General features: G+C 52.8%; 15 protein-coding genes. 11 read left to right on the forward strand and 4 right to left on the reverse strand.

What is annotated here, in order from left to right:
• Positions 1-247 precede the first annotated feature (247 nt).
• The 8 genes from AC6I7T_RS07465 (at position 248) to AC6I7T_RS07500 (ending at position 6,472) form a co-directional block, all read left to right on the forward strand.
• On the forward strand, positions 248-724 hold the full coding sequence (locus AC6I7T_RS07465; protein ID WP_497792722.1) for a cytochrome c maturation protein CcmE: 477 nt from the start codon (positions 248-250) through the stop codon (positions 722-724).
• A 136-nt stretch (positions 725-860) separates the two neighbouring features.
• Positions 861-1,529 (forward strand): ABC transporter ATP-binding protein, encoded by a 669-nt coding sequence (locus tag AC6I7T_RS07470; protein ID WP_497792723.1) that lies wholly within the window; start codon positions 861-863, stop codon positions 1,527-1,529.
• Entirely contained in the window at positions 1,526-2,020 is a 495-nt protein-coding gene (gene ybaK, locus AC6I7T_RS07475) for a Cys-tRNA(Pro) deacylase (protein ID WP_497792724.1), read from the forward strand. Before AC6I7T_RS07470 ends, ybaK begins: the two co-directional genes overlap by 4 nt.
• Positions 2,017-2,688, forward strand: coding sequence for a heme exporter protein CcmB (locus AC6I7T_RS07480; protein WP_497792725.1), 672 nt, complete (start codon positions 2,017-2,019; stop codon positions 2,686-2,688). The genes ybaK and AC6I7T_RS07480 overlap by 4 nt, the downstream gene beginning before the upstream one ends.
• Positions 2,678-3,454, forward strand: a complete 777-nt coding sequence (locus tag AC6I7T_RS07485; RefSeq protein WP_497792726.1) for a cytochrome c biogenesis protein — start codon at positions 2,678-2,680, stop codon at positions 3,452-3,454. Before AC6I7T_RS07480 ends, AC6I7T_RS07485 begins: the two co-directional genes overlap by 11 nt.
• Before the next feature lie 25 nt (positions 3,455-3,479).
• Positions 3,480-3,614, forward strand: a complete 135-nt coding sequence (locus AC6I7T_RS07490) for a hypothetical protein (RefSeq protein ID WP_497792727.1) — start codon at positions 3,480-3,482, stop codon at positions 3,612-3,614.
• A gap of 619 nt (positions 3,615-4,233) precedes the next feature.
• Positions 4,234-5,310, forward strand: a complete 1,077-nt coding sequence (aroF, locus tag AC6I7T_RS07495; RefSeq protein ID WP_497792728.1) for a 3-deoxy-7-phosphoheptulonate synthase — start codon at positions 4,234-4,236, stop codon at positions 5,308-5,310.
• A 73-nt stretch (positions 5,311-5,383) separates the two neighbouring features.
• Positions 5,384-6,472 (forward strand): YncE family protein, encoded by a 1,089-nt coding sequence (locus tag AC6I7T_RS07500; RefSeq protein ID WP_497792730.1) that lies wholly within the window; start codon positions 5,384-5,386, stop codon positions 6,470-6,472.
• Between the two features lie 38 nt (positions 6,473-6,510).
• On the opposite strand, the gene AC6I7T_RS07505 is transcribed toward AC6I7T_RS07500, so the two are convergent.
• Positions 6,511-7,107, reverse strand: a complete 597-nt coding sequence (locus tag AC6I7T_RS07505; RefSeq protein ID WP_497792731.1) for a TetR/AcrR family transcriptional regulator — start codon at positions 7,105-7,107, stop codon at positions 6,511-6,513.
• A 67-nt stretch (positions 7,108-7,174) separates the two neighbouring features.
• On the opposite strand from AC6I7T_RS07505, the gene AC6I7T_RS07510 reads away from it, so the two are divergent.
• Positions 7,175-8,023, forward strand: a complete 849-nt coding sequence (locus tag AC6I7T_RS07510; protein WP_497792732.1) for an NmrA family NAD(P)-binding protein — start codon at positions 7,175-7,177, stop codon at positions 8,021-8,023.
• A 30-nt stretch (positions 8,024-8,053) separates the two neighbouring features.
• On the opposite strand, the gene AC6I7T_RS07515 is transcribed toward AC6I7T_RS07510, so the two are convergent.
• The gene (locus tag AC6I7T_RS07515; protein ID WP_497792734.1) at positions 8,054-10,270 is read right to left on the reverse strand and encodes a PP2C family protein-serine/threonine phosphatase; all 2,217 of its coding nucleotides are present in this window, start codon (positions 10,268-10,270) and stop codon (positions 8,054-8,056) included.
• Positions 10,271-10,406: 136 nt separating this feature from the next.
• Entirely contained in the window at positions 10,407-11,396 is a 990-nt protein-coding gene (locus tag AC6I7T_RS07520; RefSeq protein ID WP_497792735.1) for a YihY/virulence factor BrkB family protein, read from the reverse strand.
• A gap of 372 nt (positions 11,397-11,768) precedes the next feature.
• On the opposite strand from AC6I7T_RS07520, the gene AC6I7T_RS07525 reads away from it, so the two are divergent.
• Entirely contained in the window at positions 11,769-11,975 is a 207-nt protein-coding gene (locus AC6I7T_RS07525; protein ID WP_497792736.1) for a cold-shock protein, read from the forward strand.
• Positions 11,976-12,301: 326 nt separating this feature from the next.
• Here AC6I7T_RS07525 and queG read toward each other — a convergent pair whose 3' ends face one another.
• Positions 12,302-13,420, reverse strand: coding sequence for a tRNA epoxyqueuosine(34) reductase QueG (queG, locus tag AC6I7T_RS07530; RefSeq protein ID WP_497792737.1), 1,119 nt, complete (start codon positions 13,418-13,420; stop codon positions 12,302-12,304).
• 316 nt (positions 13,421-13,736) lie between these two features.
• Between queG and ppdK the strand changes: the two genes are divergently transcribed.
• Positions 13,737-16,493, forward strand: a complete 2,757-nt coding sequence (ppdK, locus tag AC6I7T_RS07535; RefSeq protein WP_497792739.1) for a pyruvate, phosphate dikinase — start codon at positions 13,737-13,739, stop codon at positions 16,491-16,493.
• The last annotated feature ends 7 nt before the right edge of the window (positions 16,494-16,500 follow it).

Genomic DNA, 16,500 nt, shown 5'->3' on the forward strand with positions numbered 1-16,500 from the left:
CGAGCAAAACAGCTCCGGTAAAAATCGCAGTCATCAAAGGGGAAACTGCCCCCCAACAAGCAATGCTCACTACCAAAAGTTAGTTGGATTCTCTGAAACCAAGATCTGTCCGGTTCAGAATCCCGCAAGTGGATCCAGGGATAAGCCCTCCACCGGAGATCAAGAGAATTCCTTTTTCTCTTTGAGATTGTGATAGAACACACACATTTCCTTGACCAGAAGATCAACCCTTCGTATGGTGGAGAAGATGAATACCAGCGGCAAACAAGGCTTGCGGATCGGTATAGCAGTAGTGGTCATCCTTGGCACGATTGCCTACTTGGCCATCAGCGGCGTCCAGGCGAATAAGAGCTACTACGTCACCATTCAAGAATTGAATGGCATGGGAGACAAGGCCTATACACGGCATCTGCGTGTAGCCGGCAATGTTCAACCTGGCTCCATTGAGCGGAACGGAACGAATACGCAGTTTGTCCTGGTAGAAAACAACCGGACGTTGCGAGTTTCATATAAGGGATCGGAACCACCGCCGGACACTTTTAAGGACAATGCACAAGCTCTCGCTGTAGGAACTTTTGGACGCGATGGGGTGTTTCACGCAACCCAATTACAAGCAAAATGCGCCTCCAAATATGCCCCGGCACAACCAAACGGCTCTACGACTGCTGCGCCGCAAAAACAGGCAGAGGCAACACCCCCTGCCGCAAGCGCCGGCTCGAACTAACGCAAGTCCAGCATCGCTGTACACAAGATTCATAAAGAATCTTGTAGCTTTCCATCGATGAAGGCCGCCCGCAGCAAATCGAAACTGGATGTGGTGATGCTGGAATTGCTCTAGATATCCGAAAGACGAAGGTATCGTGCAAGGAGCACAAACGCAGCACATCGCCAGACTGGCCTCTGTCTCAAAACTTTTCGGCACCTTTGCAGCGCTCAAGCAGGTAACGATCGATTTCCTGCCTGGACGCTGTTATGTGCTTCTAGGTGAAAACGGAGCTGGCAAATCTACGCTTCTCCGGCTGATGGCAGGCCTGCTTTATCCCAGCTATGGCAAAATCGAGGTCTTTGACGGCTCTTCGCCGCATCAGGAGCGGGAACGCATCGGCTACATGAGCCATGCCCCCATGCTTTATGACGAATTAACCGGGGTAGAAAATCTGGCGTATTTCGCGAGTCTCTACGGACAACGTCGCTGCCTCGCTCCCGAAGAGTCCTTGAAAGCCGTTGGTCTGGATCCAACACTCACCCGCCCAGTCGGACAGTATTCACAAGGAATGCGCCAGAGGACATCTCTGGCACGCGTCTTGATCTCTGAGCCCGAACTCTTGCTGCTGGATGAGCCTTTCTCCAATATGGACATTACCAGCGCGCACCAAATGGTTGAGTTACTGGGCCGGTTCCGGCGCGAAAACCGGACAATCGTCATCACCACACACCAGCGGGAATTGGCCGAGCCGATCGCCGATGAATATGTTTTTCTCAAGGCAGGGCGCATTCAACCAACCACACCCGCGGAGAACAAAGCATGAAGACAAATGCTGCCCGCTTGTTGGATTCCCTGGGAGTCCATTACACGCTGCAAGAATATGAGGTTGATCCCGAGGATCTGAGCGCCACCAACGTTGCTCGAAAGATTGGGCTGCCCCCGGAACAAGTATTTAAGACTCTCCTTACAACATCCGGCACTGGAGAACATTTCTTTGCGGTGATTCCAGGAGATGCCGAGCTGGATTTCAAAAAGCTGGCAAAAGCTGCCGGCGTAAGAAAAGCTGAGATGGTATCACTGAAGGAAGTGCAACCGCTTACAGGCTATATCCGTGGAGGAGTAACGGTCTTTGGCGCCAAGAAGCCCTATCCTGCCTTCATTGACGAAACCGTGGAGCTTTTCGATATCATCTCCGTCTCAGCGGGAGCACGCGGAGCACAGATCCTTATCTCTCCTGGAGACTACATTCGGGCTGCAGAAGCAACTGTGATCGATCTGACCAAGGACATCACAACCAGGGAGCATGCAGGGTGAAGCAAAGCTATCTGCTGACGCACCTGTTCAAAGACCTCAAGATTGAGTGGCGATCGAAAGATGCCGTCAATTCCATGCTGTTCTTTGCCCTGATCGTGGTGGTGCTCTTCAGTCTTGCCTTTGATCCTACGCAATCGGTCTCCCGGCAGATTGCAGGCGGAATCCTTTGCGTGGCTACCCTTTTCGCCTCTGTCAGCGCCTTAAATCAGGCCTGGGCACGGGAACTGCGCCACCAGGTTCTGGATGCCCAACGTATGACACCTGCTCCGGCATCCGCCCTGTTCCTAGCTAAGGTCTTAGCCAACTTTCTCTTTGTCAGTATCGTGCAACTGCTGCTGGCTCCCTTATTCGTCATGTTCTACAATTTGCGGGCAGTGGGAAATCCGTGGCTTTTGTTTCTGGTCCTCCCACTTGGAACATGGGCACTGGTCAGTAATGGAACCTTCTTCGCAGCTCTGTCCATCCGCAGCCGGAATCGAGAGCTCTTATTACCGTTGATTCTGTTCCCTATCTTTATTCCGGCGCTCCTGGCCATGGTGCAAGCTTCTACCGCCATTCTGACAGGGGAATCCGATCCCGGTTTGTGGATCAAGTTGCTGGCGGGATATGACGTTATCTTCACAACCGTGACTCTGCTGCTTTTCGACACCATTCTGCATGCAGAGTGATTCAGATCACGTTAGACTGGTGGGTAATCAATCTTTTGGGAACACTATGAAGACGCTTGTCTCATTCTGGATTCTACTGACGCTGGGTTTACTCGGTTACGGGTTTTACCAGGCCATGTATGTCGCTCCAACAGAAGCAACTATGGGCGATATTCAGCGGATTTTCTATTACCACTTTGCCTCCGCAATGCTGGCCTTCTTGTTCTTTCTGGTCAATTTCGGGGCATCGATTGTGTACCTCGCCTCCCGCCGTCAACACCCCGGCCGGGCATTGGCTGCCGATGCCGTCGCGCTATCGACGGTAGAAATCGGCGTAGTCTTCTGCACCATCGTGCTTATTACCGGTCCGCTATGGGCAAGACCGGTTTGGGGCATCTGGTGGACCTGGGACGAGCGACTGACCAGTACACTCGTCCTTTGGCTGATTTATGTGAGCTATCTCCTGCTCCGTCGCTTTGCAGCCGGTCCGCAGATGCAAACCTTAGCTGCGGTATTGGCCATCGTTGGTTATCTGGATGTGCCTATCGTGTATATGTCGACCCGTTGGTGGAGGACACAACATCCGTCGCCTGTGATCGGAGGCGGTGAAGGTTCAGGACTAGATCCCAGTATGTGGCCCGCCGTTTGGTGGAATCTGGCAGCTTGGTTTGCCTGGGGTATTCTTCTCTGCGGTATTCGTTACACCCTGGAAAAACAGAAGCAAAAGCTGGAACAAGATGCAGCTTTGCACGCATTGGAAGCAAACCTAGAGATCACCAACAACTAAGTAGTTCCATACGAAGGAGTTTTCCATGGCGCATCGTCATCTGGTTCTGGCCTACATTGTCACCTGGGTTTTCCAGCTCGGCTATCTCGCCTGGCTAGGATTAAAGTGGAAGGCCCAAAAAAGAATTGCAGCGCAACAGGAGACGCTTTTTCACAGCTAGCCTTTCGCATTTAAATGCTAGGCTTTAGCTTGGATGTAGAGGGCTACAAACTTCCTTTGCCGTCCGATTCTCGGTGGACACAATCGTCCGCTGATCGATTCTTCACCAAACGGCACGTTATTTTTAAGTTTTCTCTAATCTTCCACTCATCACTGCCGATAAGCAGACCATACGAATGTGGACTATTCAGGACGTCCAGATTGAGGAGCCTATATGCATGATCTATTGATTGCCGCCCTTTTCGTCGGCATGATATTTGCACCCGCGATTGTCGCAGCACGGACCCGCAAAAACACTGCGCGTTAATCCGCGAGAATAGAGCTCTTATTCCAGGCCAGACGGGCCCGCCCTCCTAGCGCGAACGTCTGGCTTTTTCTTCCCTCCATTTTGCCGAGCTACCAACCGGCCACCAGAATGCATCCATCTCATACGACTTTTCGTGTATGGAGATGAAGCCCTTCTAGAGCAATTTCGTCATAGCCGTATCCACCTGGCCCGAGACCACTTTCAGATAAAGCGGCACCTTAACCGTCTTTGATCGGACATCGTAACGTCGGAATTGCTCTAACATTGCCCCCTTCCTCCATAAACCAGTACACTTCCGATTGAGGGTATTCCCATGCTCGTAGTAATGAAGGCGCAAGCGACACAGGAAGAGATACAGGCAGTTTGTGAGCACATTGAAAGCCTGGGATTCCGCGCTCACCCATTGCCGGGAGCCCAGCGTACAGCCATCGGGATCACAGGTAATCAAGGAGAGGTCGACCGTGGCAATCTCGAAGAGATGTCGGGTGTCGCCGAGGTCATCCGCGTCTCCAAGTCTTATAAGCTTGTCAGCCGCGATATCAAGGAAGAAGACACTATCATTACCTTTCCCGGAACCGATGCCACCATCGGAGGCAAGAACCTGGCCGTAATTGCGGGACCGTGTTCGATAGAAACCCGCGAGCAAGCTTTCACTGTCGCAGCGCAGGTTGCTGCTGCAGGAGCCCAATTCTTCCGTGGCGGAGCCTATAAACCACGCACCTCGCCCTATGCCTTCCAGGGACTGGGAGAAGAGGCGCTACGCATCATGGCGGAGATTCGGGAGACCTTTGGTCTCAGAATCGTTACCGAAGCCATCGATCACGAAACCATCGATCTGGTAGAGGAATACGCCGACGTTATTCAGATTGGGGCACGCAACATGCAGAACTTTTCACTGCTAAAGCGTGCAGGACGGGCTCGTAAGCCGATACTCCTGAAACGTGGGATGTCAGCAACGCTGGATGAGTTCCTGATGGCCGCCGAGTACATCATGAGTGAGGGCAATTATCAGGTAATCCTCTGTGAACGCGGTATCCGGACCTTCGCCGATCACACTCGAAATACTCTCGATCTGAGTATCGTACCTGCAGTGCAAAGACTCAGCCATTTGCCAATCCTGGTCGACCCCAGCCATGGTACGGGCAAACGCAATAAAGTAACACCGATGTCACGCGCTGCTATTGCAGTCGGCGCTGACGGAATTATCGTAGAAGTACATCATCAACCGGATAAGGCTCTCTCTGACGGGCCGCAATCCATCTATCCGGAACAGTTTGCCACTCTGATGGACGAGATCGGCCAGATTGCAGGAATCCTGCACCGGTCGCTTCCTCGCAGCATTCAGGTGACAACTCCGCAAGTGGGAGTAGCAAGCCCTGTCTCTGAATAAGCAAATTACCGATCTCAAGAAACGAGGTGGTTACTCTTTCCACCTCACATTTCTATTCCTCTTCCTGATCGTCTTGGCCTCAGGATGTAAAAAGAAAGATTTCCCCAAGTATCCCGCCAACTATCGTGAGTACGCGTATGTCACCAATGGCGGAAACGGTACGGTCACAGTCCTGGATGTTGTGAATCTGCGTCTGGATCGGGTTCTCGGCGTCGGCATGAAACCCGTAGCCGTTACGGTGAGCCCTACCCGCAACGAAGCCTATGTCGTAAGCTCCGGTAGTGGCACGGTCAGCGTAATCAACACCGAGAAGAACCAGATTGCGACCACGATTCCCGTACACATGGCTCCCGCTTCCATCGATGTCGACGCCGAAGGGGAAAGAGCCTATGTTGCCAATTCAGGATCGAATAATGTCTCTGTCCTGGATCTGAAGACCCACCGTGAGATTGCGACCATCGGCACAGGAGAAGCACCGGCCGTGGCTCGAATTTCTCCGGACAGGAAATCTCTGGTAGTCACCAATCGCGGAGGGAACAGCGTTAGCATCTTCGATCCGCAGAGTGGCAAACTGAGAAACATCTTCTCCGGCTGCCAGGGAGCAACCGATGCAGTCATCCTCCCTGACTCCTCGAAGACCTTTGTTGCCTGTACCGGAAGTCACTTTGTCATGGCTCTCGCGCTGGCAAACGCCGAGCATGGCGATCAATTGTTGACCATGTTGCGCGTTGGACAGACGCCTGTTCACCTGGCGCTCAAACCGGATGGCGGAGAGGTTTTCGTCTCCAACTTCGACAGCAATACCATCTCGGAAATATCCACGTGGACAAACGATGTCGGAGGAGCCTACCTGATGGGCGCTCATCCTTCCCGAGGCATCGTAAGCCGGGATAATGCATTGTTGTACGTCGGCAACTTTAATGCAGACCGAATTACGGTTTACAGCATTGAGGATGGAAAGCGAATCGATGCAAACGGTATCCCCGGAGGAGATGGTCCTGATGCAATGGCCTTCTCGGCGGTTGGGCACCTCTTGTTCGCCGTCAATGCTCACTCAGGAGACGTATCCGTAATAAGGACTCAGACTCGTTCTCTCTTTACAATGCTTCCTGCGGGTCCGGAACCAAATGCAATCGCCATCAAATCCTTTCGGGTGCAATAAACCAGTACCAGTGTAGGTACGGATGATCGCATCCGTACCTACGCCGAAAGGACTTCCCCTCTACCAAGCAGCATCGCCTCAATCGTCCCAAGAATCTTGGAAGAAAGCTCCTCTGTTGCGATTGGAGCGGAGTGCCAGTCTTCTTGATGTGCGCCTAAAAGGACGCACACTCCGGAGATGAGCAGATTGAAAGCAAGCTCCCGGTTGAAATTTGCCCCTATCTCCGCACTGCCAAACAGCTCCCGAATAGGCTCCAACGCCCGAACCCTTCCCTCTGCAAGAGCCGCGCGTATTTCTACTGACAGCCCAGGCAGGCGCAGAAGAATTTGAACGGTTGCAGGACGTACCTGCAGCGCCTTCACATAAGCCTGAATACAACGGACGAAGCGTTCTCGTGGAGCTAAACCGCGCAGGTCCGCACCGCATAGTTCCAGGAGTTCCGTAGCAGCAGGCATAAACGCATCGCTGGCAGCAAAAGCAGAGAGAAGTCCCGGAAGCCCGCCAAAGTACCTGTAAACCAACGCCTTATTGACTCCAGCTCGAAGTGCAATTGCTTCTACGGTCAGTCGTTCCCCTTCCTGCAACTGCGCCTGTAAAGCCGAGAGCAGGGCACGGCAGGTAGAAGCCTTTTGCATTGTCTTCTGACTCATGCAATCATAGTAACAGTAACGTTACCGTTACTTTATAAAAAGGATGATCGATATGGAAGATTGTTTCTTGATTCTTGGCGCTACGGGATTGGTGGGTGCAGAAGTTTTAAGACTCCTAAAGACAGAGGCGCGAACTGCATTCGGAACTTCCAGACGAAGATCCGGTGAGGGCTGGCGTTATCTCGATCTTTTGGATAGGAGCACTTATCGTCCCGCACTTGAAGGAATCACCACAGTTATGCTCCTTTCGCGCCCCGGAGATGAGGAAGCAGACCGCCACGCGAAACCATTCATCGCGGCAATGACTGAAGCAGGTGTCGAGCGCATTGTCACGCTCTCGGCCTTGGGCGCTGGCAGAAGACCTGAGTTTTCTATCAGGAAAGTTGAAGTACTGGTTGAAGAGTCGGGCCTGGGATGGACTCACGTGCGTCCGAATTTCTTTATGCAGACCTTAACCAGACCACCGCTTTCGCAAGAGATCGCAAACTATCGAACGCTCAGTCTTCCACTAGCAGACGCAAAAATAGCCTATGTGGACGCTCTTGATGTGGCAGCCACTGTTGCCAGGGCACTGACGGACACTTCCCTGCTCGGCAAAGCAATCGAACTCAATGGACCGGAGGCGTTGAATCACCATGAGATAACAAGGCTCATTTCTCTGGCAATTGGAGACAAGGTGGAGTATTGCGCTCTTTCAGAAGAAGCGGCACGAACGGCACTTCTCAAAAACGGTTTCGCCTTACCTCAAGTAGAACGGATACTCCGCTTTTATGAACTCTGCAGAGAAGGACTCGGTTCCAATCGGGACGCCGAAGTATCCCGGCTCCTCGGACGTCCGCTCCATTGCTGGAACGAAGTTATCGAGGCAAATTGTCAGGTATGGCTGCAACGGCCCTGCTGAGCATCCCGGCTGGATAGCGCCCGGGGATAACTACCTTTGTCTAGCCAGAACGAGGGTGATATCGTCGGGCTGCTCCTGATCGCCTATCCAACTGCGTAATGCATGCATGACCTGGTCGCAGATAACAGGCAAAGGCAAATTACGATTGCGGCGGATAACTTCAATCAACTTCTCTTCCCCGAACTCCCCAAACTCGTTCTCCGGCTCAGTTACACCATCACTGTAAGCGATAAGAATATCTCCGGCTTCCAGTGTTACCGTCTCCTGCTCATAAGTCATGTTATCGAGGAGACCAACAACGGTTCCGCCGCAATCCAGGCGGGTAACACGATCATTGGGGTGCAGAATGAGTGGCGGAAGCTGCCCCCCATTCGAGTAAGTCAATTGCCGGGTAGATGCGTCATAGTGCCCCAGAAAGAGGGTCGCATACTTCTCCGGTTGAGTACTCCTGAAAAGGTGCCTATTCAACATTGCCAGGATTCTGCCCGGCTCAGCAAACCATCCGGTGTGATCTGCTTCCGGACCATCGCTTCCCCCCGAAACACGGAGCAGGCGGGGCATAGGAATCGAAGGCTGTGCCAGTTCCTCTCCAACGAAACGATAGGCCCTTACGGCAGAATGCAGCGTTGCCATCAGCAGAGCAGCCGAAATCCCCTTTCCGCTGATATCCCCCAGAGCTAACCCCAGGCAGGTTTCACTAAAGAGAAGAAAATCGTAATAGTCTCCGCTGACCGTCCTTGCCGGGCGGCAGACACCATGTAACTCCAGAGATGGCAGGGAGATACCAGCCGCAGGGAATAAATTCTCCTGCACCTCCTGCGCGATAGCCAGTTCGTTCTGCAAGCGCTCCTTTTCGCGCTGCTCCTCCATGAGGCGCTCAAGCGAAGCGGTCATACGGTTAAAGGAGTTACTCAGAGCAGCTAACTGGTCGTTACGCCGGACCGGGATGCGATGCGAGAGATTCCCGCGATCGATTTCATTCGTCGCTAAATACAGGTCGTGAATCGACCGGGTGATCGTCCGGTTCAGACGTACGGCCATGATGAACGCGGCAAGTTCCAGCAGCGCAAATAAGACAGCGATGCCGATCAGCACCTCCTGGACAATAGCGCCAATCTGCAGAGAACTACTGAAGAGCCGACGGTAAAGGATGGATGGCCGGGAATCGACATTGATATCGATCTGGTGCCACTTCCCGCTCTTCCAGTCGATCGCATTCAAGGGAGCAAGGAAAAGAACCATGACATCGTAGAAGTGCTCCTTAGGCGGCTGGATCCCTCCAACGGTTCTGCTCCGCTTATGTAATCTTTTTTCGCGCTGGGTCTTTTTGGTTGCAGCATTTCCTGGTGCAGCATTGTCAGAGTTTTCCTCCTGACTGAATCCGCCTTCAGTGTTGATGTCTACCTGCCCCAATCCCTTTGCCACCTGATCGAGAAGCGATGAACTCAGAACCAGGCTGGAGATTACGACGGTCGTATGTCCGTCTTCTTCGTAGGTATCGAGGGTCCGGAGATAGACACGTCCTTCGTCCAACACCAGATCGGTGAAGTTCTTGTTCTTCACCCACCCAGGTAAGGCAGCATCCGACTGGTTAACTGCGGCTGCCTGTTCGATCGGGAGGCGTTTGCCGTCCCGGAAGGCCGTAACCATCAACTTGTCTTGCTCGTGGCCTTTAAGGGCCTCTGGAAGCTCAGGAAGGCTCACGGAGTTTGCGCGAGAGGAAGAAGCCTGATGGCTGATGTGCGCCGCAAAGACGCGGTTCTCTGCCTCGATCTGAGCGAGTTCCCTGCTGATCTCTGAGACAGCCGCAAAGATAGCAAACTGGCCGGAGAGAAAATAGGCAGCGATTCCAGCCAAAGTCACAAAGAGTACGACAGGGGCTAGCCCCATCAGCAGGTACGTAACAATCAGCCGGTTGCGGACCTTCCACAAAAAGCGGGCAAACACCCAACGCATGAGAAGGGGAATGGCAAAACAAAGCAGTGCAAAAAAAAGCAAGTCACAGAGAAGACGGACGCCGAGTCCATAGCCCCCCGGCAATGGTCGCCAGGGGAATAACACCAGGTAGGACAGCAGCAACCAGAATTCCAGGCGCACCAGCTTGCTCTGGGGAGGTTCCCGGCGAAACCATCGGAACACTGTTTGCTCGACTTTGGGAAAGAAGCTTGCCATGACGCTTACGGCGAGTTTAGACCATTTCCAATTGATTGTGATTGTGCAAAGAGGATAGCCAGAGAAGAAACGCATTTCCGCCTCAAATGATCGGAAATGCTACAAAGAACAACCGCTGGTTTGTACCGCTGAAGAAACCCAAGATTGATCGAAAGAGGTCCAAATGATCGGCGTGCCCGACAAGGATGAGAGGCACGCCGCAAATTGAGATCTAGTCTGCTCCGCCCTGCTTTTCGCGAGCCTCTTCCACATCCGCCTGATGAGCCATGCGCAAGGTATATCTGGTGGCGGAGTAATGAGCCCCTCCGAGCATTAACAGTCCTGAAATATATCCCCAGAGGATAATTCCAACGGAGTAATAGAACGGTCCATAGGAGCCGTATGGTCCGATCTTCGGATCGAGATCGAGATACGGCAGAGCGGCTACATAGAGGAATTTGGCACCCGCCCACAGGAGCCCGGTAACAATCGCAGTAGGCATGACCGCCTTTGCTGGGAGCTTTCGATTCGGCAATAACCAGTAAACGAAAAAGAACAGCAATATCCCAGCCAATACGGTAGTTCCGGCAATCCAGGACTGAACGATAAAACTGAAGAAGATGTTATCGGTGTGGTAAAAGAAGATCTTCTCCAGCAGCCCACGTTCAAAGGTGTTTAGCATGACCGACCCCATGGCCAATACGACCATCAGGACCGCCAACGCCAACGACACTAACTGATTCATCAAGTAAGAACGGTTCTTAGTGACGCCCCAAACTTGATTTAGGGCCACCTCCAGGGGCAAAAAGACGCCGGTGCAGGAGATAAATAGGGTGATTACTGAGATGAGAGGGAGATGATGATTCTTGGCGACCCATCCTCTCATGTTTGTTACAACGAAATCCTGCCCCGTCGGCAGGAAGAAACGAACCAATTGCCCGACAACCGCCTCCATGGCTAGGGAGTGGAAGACATGCCGGGTAAGGAAATACATCAGGATGATGAATGGAACCAGCGAGAGGATGGTATTGGCGGCCACACTAAATGCATAGGTGTGGACCTCGCTCTGTACCAGATAGCGGACCAACCCCTTAGCTATATCCCATTGGCCATCCCCCTCCCGGAGCCGCGACGGCGGTTTGGGAGAAGGAAGAACAGGACTTCCCTGGTCGGAAGATCCCGAAAGCGTAGCCGTTACCGGCCTGGATGATGGTGATGACATAATGGAGATCTACTAGAAATGCTATCAAAGGGCGCCAGGCAATCGCATTTTGTTTATAGTCTCGTGTCTCCGACACCGGTACCGTCGCTGTTACAGATGTTGCATAAATAGCCGATTTTTTTAAAGATTCAAATTTTTCTCTTGCATAACTGAAGGTTTCCTGCCATAACTGGAGCACCATTCGTGCGGTCTTGCTGATCGCAGTGTATGTTTGGAAGGCCGTTTTGATGTTGTGGTTTGACTGTTTTCAGCGTATACCCTTGAATTCCTCTGAGCTGCCGCAGCGTGAGAAGCACACGCTCAACGGTGGCTCGCGGCGCATTTAGGGGCATAACTGAAAGCGAACGTAGGTAGAAGCAGAAAGGAGTTCTGGTGAGAGAGCACGGCGTTGTGAAGTGGTTTAACGGAGCAAAGGGATATGGTTTCATTCAGCGCTCAACCGGCGAAGATGTCTTTGTACACTTCTCTGCAATTCAGGAGAATGGATACAAGACACTGAATGAAGGCGAAGCAGTTGAATTCGAATGCCAGCAAGGGCCAAAAGGTCTCAATGCTGCCAATGTAGTGCGCAGCGCCTAGAGGACCGCTCCTCCCGTAGAGCAATTTAGGTTTCGGTGCAGACCAGGAGTTAATGACAGTGTGGCTGTTCCCTCAAAGAACCGCCACATTTCACGACTTCTCGATGAGCTAGAGCAACCTAGAATGCTCTATATACCCGAGTACAGATGGTTGTAGGCAGCTTTCCGTTTTTTATCGGGCCCCTGGTACATCACTTCCGGTGTACCAGGTTGTAAATAGGCTGTACCCTACCAGTCTTTTGGGATCAGTAGGAGGAGGACTTCTCATGAGCCCTCGCAGTAACTCAACTCTGACGGTCTTCCTGACCAGGCGTAATAGGAAGACCGTTATACCTCGGAGCGCGAAAGTCTGCTAATCGCCCATTGCGAAGTTTCCCTCAGGACAGAATCTTCCGATTGTGTCCATGCTTCGAGCTGAGATAAATACCGCCTCAACCCACTGTTTCCCATGGCAATCGCGATATTCCTTCGTAAGCCGCTCCATCCTGTACGCCTAATAGGGGAACCATTAAAGAGTTCATTGAACTCAGATTCATCCAGACCGCCCAGCCAGTCCAGACTCGGATTTACCAATTCCGCTCGCACTTTCAGATTCGGTTCCCCACCTGCAGGAGCCTTTCGATTCCAGGGACATACATCCTGGCAGATGTCGCAGCCGAAAATCTGACGCCCCATCTTCTCCCGTAACTCCTCCGGGATGTTTCCTTTCTTCTCAATAGTGAGATAGGAAATGCAGAGACGCGCATCCATTTCATGCGGAGCTATCAGGGCACCGGTAGGACATGCATCGAGACAACGACGACAGGTACCGCAGCGATCCGGAGGAAGCATGACTCCCTCTGCCTCTTCCGTCAGTTCGATCGAAGTAATGATCGAGGCCAGAAATAACCAGGAACCTTGCTCTTGATTGAGCAAACAGGTGTTCTTTCCTATCCAGCCTAGACCGGCGGCGCGAGCATAGTCCCGCTCTACAAGCGGTCCGGTATCCACAAAGCAGCGGGATTCGAAGTCGCCTAACCTCTCCTTCAGTTCCGACTCCATTTGCTTCAGGCGTTTTAGTAAAACCTTGTGATAATCACTTGGACGCTGAATCCCCTTCTCATCGGTCCGGCTGCTCCAGGCATAGCGGGCGATCCAGGCACGATCCGGACCAGTTGGGTCGACCGATTTGGGCTGGTCGCTGTTGTAGTTCTCCGTGCACAAAATTACCGACCTTGCCCAAGGGAAAGGAACGGTCAGCATGGAGCGGAGCAGACGGCCTTGATCGTCTCGACGTTTTAGATACTCCATCTCGCCGGCACGACCTGCCTCCACAAATTTCTCGACCCTCAGCGAATTTTTTTCCGCAGAAAAATGCGCAGCAGCAGAGATTCCTGCACTGGAGAATCCCACCCTTTGTGCAACCGAAATTACCTCTTCCCGAGCGACCTGAAGTGAATGAACCATAGAAGGAACAAGAGAATACCGATACGTGCTGTATCCAGGATGACACAGAGAGACGCACCCGACTCCGGGCTATATTCAACTACCGCCAGCACCTCTCAAGCATCAGGCACAAAGTCCTGTGATGGCCAGCACATCCCACCGTAATATGAGACGCCAAAAATACAGCGTTTTTTAGAACTACACCGATGCAATCTACAGAATCGGTAAACACCGATCCTCAGTAGTAACTGCTCGCCCCTCTCCGAGGCACCTGAGAACCGATGTTGCCGTAGAACTTTCTCTCTAACTATTGGCACTGATCGGAGGATTTGCCCATATGAGTGCAACAACACTGCTAGAACAAGATCTCACGAAGCCCGAGAGCCCCTCTGCAACACCCACACAGTACGTCTACTTCTTTGGCGGAGGGGCAGCTGACGGAAATGGAAAGATGAAGAGTGTTCTTGGCGGAAAGGGTGCCGGCTTGGCAGAGATGACAAATGCCGGACTACCGGTACCACCGGGATTCACAATTCAGACCGAAGCATGCCGCGAATATATGCGCGGAGGAATTTCCCCTGACATCGATCAGCAGATGCTAGCGGCTCTGCGCAAACTCGAAAAGATTCAGGGACAGCAGCTCGGCTCGCCTGAGAGCCCACTCCTGGTTTCCGTGCGCTCCGGAGCAAAGTTCTCCATGCCCGGCATGATGGACACAATCCTCAACTTGGGCCTCAATGATGAATGCGTAGAAGCGCTGGCGAGAAAAACAAACAATCGCCGCTTTGCATACGATTCGTATCGTCGTCTGATACAGATGTTTGGCGACGTGGTTCTGGGAATCCACAAGCTACACTTCGAAGAGATTTTGAGCCGTGTCAAGAAGCAGGTGGGCGCCAAGACAGACCCCGAATTGGATGCTGCAGCCTTACTGCACGTCATCAATGACTACAAAAAGCTGATCAAGAAAGAAACCGGCGCAGATTTTCCGCAGGACCCGATGGTGCAACTCACCATGGCACGCGATGCAGTCTTCCGCTCCTGGAACAACGACCGCGCCAAGACCTATCGCCGCATCAATCACATCGACGACTGGCTGGGAACCGCCGTCAACGTGCAAGCCATGGTCTTCGGGAATATGGGCGAATCGAGTGGAACCGGTGTCGGCTTCACAAGAAATCCAGCCACCGGCGAAAGAGAATTCTTTGGCGAGTTCCTGATGAATGCACAGGGAGAAGACGTGGTCTCCGGTGTGCGTACACCCCAGCCGATCAGTGAGCTGGAGCGGACTATGCCGCATGTTTACGAACAGCTTCGTGCCATCACCTGGAAGATGGAAAAAAGCTATCGTGACATGCAGGACTTCGAATTCACCATTCAGGATGGCCGGCTCTACATGTTGCAGACCCGCAATGGCAAGCGTACCGGCTTGGCAGCGGTTCGTATTGCAATCGACATGGTGAGAGAAGGCTTGATTACCGAGCAGGAAGCCATCTTCCGTGTCGAACCGAATCAGCTTTACGATTTCCTGGTTCCACGACTGGATGAAAAGGGCACACACATAGAAGTGCTGGCAACGGGTCTGCCGGCATCTCCGGGAGCGGCAGTAGGTCAAATTGTCTTTACTGCTGAAGACGCGGTGAAGCTCACCCAGGAAGGCAAAATGAAGTCTGTCATTCTGGTACGTGCCGATACTACTCCGGAAGACATCGCCGGCATGGAAGTCGCAGCGGGTATTCTGACCTCGCGCGGCGGCATGACTTCTCACGCTGCGGTAGTTACACGCGGTATGGGCAAATGCTGCGTCGCCGGTGCCGGTGATATTACCGTTATCGAAAAGCGCCATGAAATGCGGGTAAAGGGCAAGGTGCTTCATCAGGGAGACTGGATCTCGTTGGACGGCACAACCGGCCGCGTCATCAATGGACAGCTCCACGCCATTCCTGCTTCACCCGACAATCCGGATCTGGTTCAGTTCATGAGCTGGGTCGATAAGTACCGGAGGCTGAGAGTTCGCGCCAATGCCGACATTCCTCGCGATGCCAAGCAGGCCAGACTCTTCGGTGCTGAAGGTATCGGACTGTGCCGTACAGAGCATATGTTCTTTGCAGAAGATCGCATCGGTCATATGCGCTCGATGATTCTGGCCCAGACCGAAAAAGACCGCAAGGAAGCGCTTAAGAAGTTGCTGCCCATGCAGCGTGCAGACTTCGTCGGTCTCTTCAAGACGATGGAAGGATTACCGGTCACTATCCGGTTGCTCGATCCTCCCTTACATGAATTCCTGCCGAAGCGCGAAGACCTCCTCGTTGAGATCGCACGTATGGAAATTACCAAGCCGCGCTCTCCTAAACTGAAGGAACTGCGTGAGCTGTTACATCGAGTTGAAGAGCTGCATGAAATCAATCCGATGCTCGGACTCCGTGGTTGCCGCCTCGGTATCGCGTATCCGGAAATCACCGAGATGCAATCGAGAGCCATCTTTGAAGCGGCGGTATCTGTGAAGAAGCATGGCACGGAACCGCACGTAGAAGTGATGGTCCCCTTGATCACCTCTGTCGACGAGATGAAGCATCAGGCGGAAATCATTCGTCGTGTCGCCACCCAGGTCTTCCAGGAAAAAGGCGTGACGGTGGATTACATGATCGGCACGATGATCGAAATTCCGCGTGCAGCCCTGGTAGCCGATCAGATCGCCCAAGAAGCACAGTTCTTCAGCTTCGGGACCAACGACCTGACGCAGACTACCTATGGAATCTCGCGCGACGACATCAACAAATTCCTACCCGCCTACCTGAAAAATGGAATCTTCAAGCAAGATCCCTTTAGTGTTCTGGATCAGACGGGCGTAGGACATTTACTGAAATGTGCAACCGCAAAGGGCCGCACAACACGCAACAATTTGAAGGTTGGCATCTGCGGTGAGCATGGCGGAGAACCGGAGTCAGTGAAATTCTGCCATCGCTTAGACATGAACTATGTGTCCTGCTCTCCCTTCCGTATCCTGACGGCACGACTTGCAGCTGCCCAAGCTGCGCTGGAAGAACAGCAGGCGACCGCTCCAGATCTACGCGGAGGTGGAGGTACTAAATAATGAACGC

This window comes from Humiphilus diazotrophicus (assembly GCF_059726315.1).

What these genes read in the sequence shown, in the direction of transcription:
- AC6I7T_RS07465 (WP_497792722.1), top strand. Translation starts at nt 248, where the DNA reads ATGAATACCAGCGGCAAACAAGGCTTGCGGATCGGTATAGCAGTAGTG.
- ybaK (WP_497792724.1), top strand. Translation starts at nt 1,526, where the DNA reads ATGAAGACAAATGCTGCCCGCTTGTTGGATTCCCTGGGAGTCCATTAC.
- AC6I7T_RS07485 (WP_497792726.1), top strand. Translation starts at nt 2,678, where the DNA reads ATGCAGAGTGATTCAGATCACGTTAGACTGGTGGGTAATCAATCTTTT.
- AC6I7T_RS07490 (WP_497792727.1), top strand. Translation starts at nt 3,480, where the DNA reads ATGGCGCATCGTCATCTGGTTCTGGCCTACATTGTCACCTGGGTTTTC.
- aroF (WP_497792728.1), top strand. Translation starts at nt 4,234, where the DNA reads ATGCTCGTAGTAATGAAGGCGCAAGCGACACAGGAAGAGATACAGGCA.
- AC6I7T_RS07505 (WP_497792731.1), bottom strand. Translation starts at nt 7,107, where the DNA reads ATGCAAAAGGCTTCTACCTGCCGTGCCCTGCTCTCGGCTTTACAGGCG.
- AC6I7T_RS07510 (WP_497792732.1), top strand. Translation starts at nt 7,175, where the DNA reads ATGGAAGATTGTTTCTTGATTCTTGGCGCTACGGGATTGGTGGGTGCA.
- AC6I7T_RS07515 (WP_497792734.1), bottom strand. Translation starts at nt 10,270, where the DNA reads ATGCGTTTCTTCTCTGGCTATCCTCTTTGCACAATCACAATCAATTGG.
- AC6I7T_RS07520 (WP_497792735.1), bottom strand. Translation starts at nt 11,396, where the DNA reads ATGTCATCACCATCATCCAGGCCGGTAACGGCTACGCTTTCGGGATCT.
- queG (WP_497792737.1), bottom strand. Translation starts at nt 13,420, where the DNA reads ATGGTTCATTCACTTCAGGTCGCTCGGGAAGAGGTAATTTCGGTTGCA.
- ppdK (WP_497792739.1), top strand. Translation starts at nt 13,737, where the DNA reads ATGAGTGCAACAACACTGCTAGAACAAGATCTCACGAAGCCCGAGAGC.